Consider the following 4069-nt stretch of genomic DNA (forward strand, 5'->3'; position numbering starts at 1 on the left):
AAATTACAAGCCTTTGGAACTCCATTTTTCTTACTTAAAAACTCCGAACTGGGGTCAATCAACAAATTTCCTTACCCATTCTAATGCAGCTTCCGTAGACTCGAATGGTTTATTAGGATACTGGGGGCAATATTTTAGTGTTCTAAACATGGATTCTGAATAGGGATTATCATTGCTGACGGATGGCCTACTAAAAGATGAAGCGATGCCAAGATTTTGCAAGGTTGCCAGCATCATTGAACCTTTCATCGGACCGCCGTTATCTGCATGTAGTGTTACTTCACCAGCACTTATATTTTCTGTTATATACGCGGCAGAGACTACTTCTGAGGCATGTGCAGCAGATTGCTCATCAAACACATTAAAACCAACAATTTTTCTACTGAACACATCTAAAAAGAGATAAAGATAAAAATATTTACCACGGATGTTGCTCGTCATGTAGGTTATATCCCAAGACCACAGCTGGTTGGGTTTGGTGGCTGTCAGCTCATCTGGTTTTCGATGCGTCCTAGGTCGCGCGGCACTACGATGCTGCATCATCTTATGTGCATGAAACACGCGATATATCGTTGATTCTGACCCAATATACTCACCTTTATCAGCAAGATTAGGTACAATTTGACTTGGTGGCTGATTACGATATTCAGGCAAATTGACTACCGTAAGTATGCGCGCGCGTTCAGCATCGCTGAGTTTATTGTGAGGTACCGTCAGTGGGCCACGACGTTTATCTTGAACAGTACCTTCTTTATTCCATCGCTGAAAAGTACGCGCATCAAACTCAAGGAGTTCGCAGGCTGGTTTTAGCCTGCTTCCAGCAGCGCAGGCTTCTTTTATCAATGCAATCGCATTCAGTTTATCTTGTTCACTTATTAATCGTCCTCGCTTTCCCCCCAAAGTAAATCGGCTTTTTTTTCAGTACTAATAGTGCGGTTAATTCTGCTAATGCCTTATCTTTACGCTTTAAATTGCTTTTTAATGCCTTCATTTCATTGTGTGTACGCTGAAGTTCCGCCTTATTTTTCTTTTCTTTGGCGTTATCCATAGTACTAGCCGAAGCACCAAGACTTTCCATAATCTGCTGCCTCCAGGCTTCTATATGATCATAATAAATGCCATGAGCTCTACAGTAAGCACTTCGCTCTTCTTCTGTTTTGCCAAGGGTATCCATAACAGCTTGTAATTTAAATGCGGGCGAACGATCTTTAGGCCGCTGTTGAGTGCTCTCTTTTTTATTATTTTTCATATGGATAACCCATGTGTAAATAGTGGCCTTGGGTATATTAAATTCTTTAGCCAATTCTATTACATTTGGCGCTAATGCTTTAGATAATACACTAGCTTTTATTGACTCTGTATATTTTGTAACTTGTCTCATCAGGAACTCCAGTTCCGCCTCCAATAATTAATTTAATTCAGAGGCGACAACTTTCCTGAAATTGGGGGACATTGTACTTTAAACCTCATTGTGATTTGAAACGTGAGCCTTATATGAAAGGATTTCCGTATTGATGATGATCAAGTTATTGGTAACTAAAATCATAGGTTGCCATGCAGTTGGTGACAGAAACTAAATTCGTTTCATCATAATTCTGAAAATTTAATGTTTCCCAATATGAGTATGTAGTGTGTACTCGATATTTATTGATTTTATTGTTGAGAAGATAGAGTTTCGTTGAAGAGGTTACCCCATTAAGGCTGCATACATTGCTCTCTGTTTTATATGTTGAAAGTTTAATAACAACGGGATACGGATTATTGTAATTTGGATTCTCGATGTCACAAGTTATGACAATCGGGGTCTCTTCTTCAATTGGTAACAACTGTCTCAAGGGAATAGATAAAGTCGTTTTGGGAAAGACCGTGCCCCCAGAAAAATAAAAGGGTCCAGAACTTGTGGAATAAGCATTGGCATGTATGCTTATTGGCAATAACCAACTTAATAATATAGATTTTTTCATTTATTAACCTCAGTTTGTAATTAATATATCCTCCTTATATTGATACTCATAGTCCGTGGTTTTATGAGTATAGGGCGCATATTCTACTTATATGCGCAAAAAACATCCAGCACTCATTAAACTAGGCGAAAGAATTAGAGACCTTCGAAAAGAAAAAGGATTCTCTCAGGAAAGCTTTGCTTACGAAGTGGGGCTTGATAGAACCTATATGGGTAGTGTAGAAAGAGGTGAACGCAACATTGCAGCATTGAATTTGATTCGAATTGCTAAAACATTAAAAGTTGAAGTTGGCTCACTTTTCCCCGCAGCTAATTCTCTGAATATAGATTAAAATCCATCATTTCCTGCCTTTTATAAACAATATATTGACATATTTTGCATTAAAACGCCACTTATTAGGTGTGGCCTGATTGGGTGTTAAATTATTTACTTAGAGGATGACTCAAAGACATCCTAATTTAGTAAAAATCGGTAAACTTATAAGGGAAGCCCGAAAACAAAAGGGCTACTCTCAGGAAGGCTTTGCCGCTGAGGCTGGGTTAGGACGTACTTATATGGGAAGAGTTGAGCGAGGGGAGCAAAATATTTCTATTCAAAATTTGATTCAAATAGCTCTTACTCTAAAAGTTGAGTTAAGCATGTTAATACCCTCTATTCGTCAATTAAAATCACCCTCTGATACGATAGTTTAAATAGAATTTATTTGGCACGAACAGTGTTGAAAAAAGATCCATCTGCATGTATGTTTGTTCGAACTTAAAAACGAACTCACTAATATGAAGCAGTTTCAAATTGCGCAACATGCTGAAAGCGATAAAATTCTGCGCTTTTTAGATAGGGATGGTCTACTAAGAACGCTAGGTTTTACGACTTCACTGAAAATGCCCAGGCAAATTATAGATATGACTCCTTCTTTTTTAGTGAGGTCATTAAGCTACTATCGTACGTTAGAGAGCCATATAGGTGACCAATGCGAAAATGAAATAGTCACCTTACATCCTGAAAATGGCATCCCACTAAGCAATAGAAATTTAAATCCTATTTTTGTCTCATGTTGGTCTTGCTATCAAGATTCTGATCTATGTACTCCTACAACATGGGAGGCATTTCCCGATACCGTTGCGGCCATTGAATCGGTGGTTGGTGATGTAAAGCAAATCATTGATCGGATCGCTCCAACCTCGCCAGGACTAAATGTGCCACATATGGGAAATTGGGGCTCGCTTCGAGCTGACGCTACATTCCATGGAAAAATCATTTATTACTCTTTAAAAATATATTGTCAGAGGCCGATATATCTAAAAAAATAGAACTCGCAACTACGTCCATGGAAAATCATGAAATACCTCTTCGGGATTTATTTGATATTCTCCAGCAATTTCAGCACTCAGAAGAAACTGTGCAAGTTATATGTCAAAAACTAAACTTGTTGAAAGATGCAATTGAATCATTCTTGTTTAACGATTTTCTTACTGACGCAGGAAGAAGTGAAATAAATTTCAGAGCATCTAATTTTATAGCCAAGGAAGTTTCTATAAGTGATCTTACTTATCAAATAGAGGAGGATTTGCTTTATGTTGATGGTGATTATCTCCTCAAAACTGAATTTGAGTTTGAATTAGACGAAAATGACCCTATCAGCAAAGATGAGCGTTTTAAAGATCGTCAGTTTGATGGTTCATTTGGAGTAGAAATCAATAGAAATAAAAACATCATCATTGTTCATTCTGATATGAGCATAACAGACTCAGACTCCTTTAACTCAACGCGAGGATTTACAGAGGAGGAAATGGAGGATTATTACCAACAATTTTCCAATGAGCGTGGTCAATTTGATGGTATGGTGGTGTTGGATGATTCTAGCTATGGGGATGTCAAACGATGTCTTTCAAATAATGAACCACTTACAGGAGAAACGCTTGAGTTTGCTCTTGGTTTCGTTGAAGTTAATGGTGACGACGAATACGCCAGGTTTGTAAGAAATATTGGTGTCAAAATGAAAGCAGGTCAACTGCTCGATGATTACGAGCACCACATTTTGGTTGATGTGCTAAATTGAATTAGTTTTGACTTGCTCTGACACAACTACTTGAAAAAGTGAGAGT

7 protein-coding genes are annotated in these 4069 nt (G+C 38.0%); 4 read left to right on the plus strand and 3 right to left on the minus strand.

Translation table 11 applies throughout. From position 1 onward, the window contains the following. Positions 1-54: 54 nt before the first annotated feature. The 3 genes from QM652_RS14235 to QM652_RS14245 form a co-directional block, all read right to left on the minus strand. On the minus strand, positions 55-900 hold the full coding sequence (locus tag QM652_RS14235) for a transposase (RefSeq protein WP_415076935.1): 846 nt from the start codon (positions 898-900) through the stop codon (positions 55-57). Beyond that, the gene (locus QM652_RS14240) at positions 869-1381 is read right to left on the minus strand and encodes a hypothetical protein (protein ID WP_415076937.1); all 513 of its coding nucleotides are present in this window, start codon (positions 1379-1381) and stop codon (positions 869-871) included. Before QM652_RS14240 ends, QM652_RS14235 begins: the two co-directional genes overlap by 32 nt. 145 nt (positions 1382-1526) lie before the next feature. Beyond that, a complete protein-coding gene (locus tag QM652_RS14245; RefSeq protein WP_415076939.1) occupies positions 1527-1964 on the minus strand; it encodes a hypothetical protein in 438 nt (145 codons plus the stop codon). 91 nt (positions 1965-2055) lie between these two features. Here QM652_RS14245 and QM652_RS14250 point away from each other — a divergent pair, with 91 nt between their 5' ends. From QM652_RS14250 to QM652_RS14265, 4 genes are all read left to right on the plus strand, one after another. Beyond that, positions 2056-2295, plus strand: coding sequence for a helix-turn-helix domain-containing protein (locus QM652_RS14250; RefSeq protein WP_415076941.1), 240 nt, complete (start codon positions 2056-2058; stop codon positions 2293-2295). Between the two features lie 106 nt (positions 2296-2401). After that, positions 2402-2656, plus strand: a complete 255-nt coding sequence (locus QM652_RS14255) for a helix-turn-helix domain-containing protein (RefSeq protein WP_415076943.1) — start codon at positions 2402-2404, stop codon at positions 2654-2656. A gap of 84 nt (positions 2657-2740) precedes the next feature. After that, on the plus strand, positions 2741-3274 hold the full coding sequence (locus QM652_RS14260) for a hypothetical protein (RefSeq protein ID WP_415076945.1): 534 nt from the start codon (positions 2741-2743) through the stop codon (positions 3272-3274). A 17-nt stretch (positions 3275-3291) separates the two neighbouring features. Next, positions 3292-4023 (plus strand): hypothetical protein, encoded by a 732-nt coding sequence (locus QM652_RS14265; protein WP_415076947.1) that lies wholly within the window; start codon positions 3292-3294, stop codon positions 4021-4023. Positions 4024-4069: the final 46 nt, after the last annotated feature.

The organism is Legionella sp., from assembly GCF_047605385.1.
Classification (GTDB): Bacteria; Pseudomonadota; Gammaproteobacteria; order Legionellales; family Legionellaceae; genus Legionella.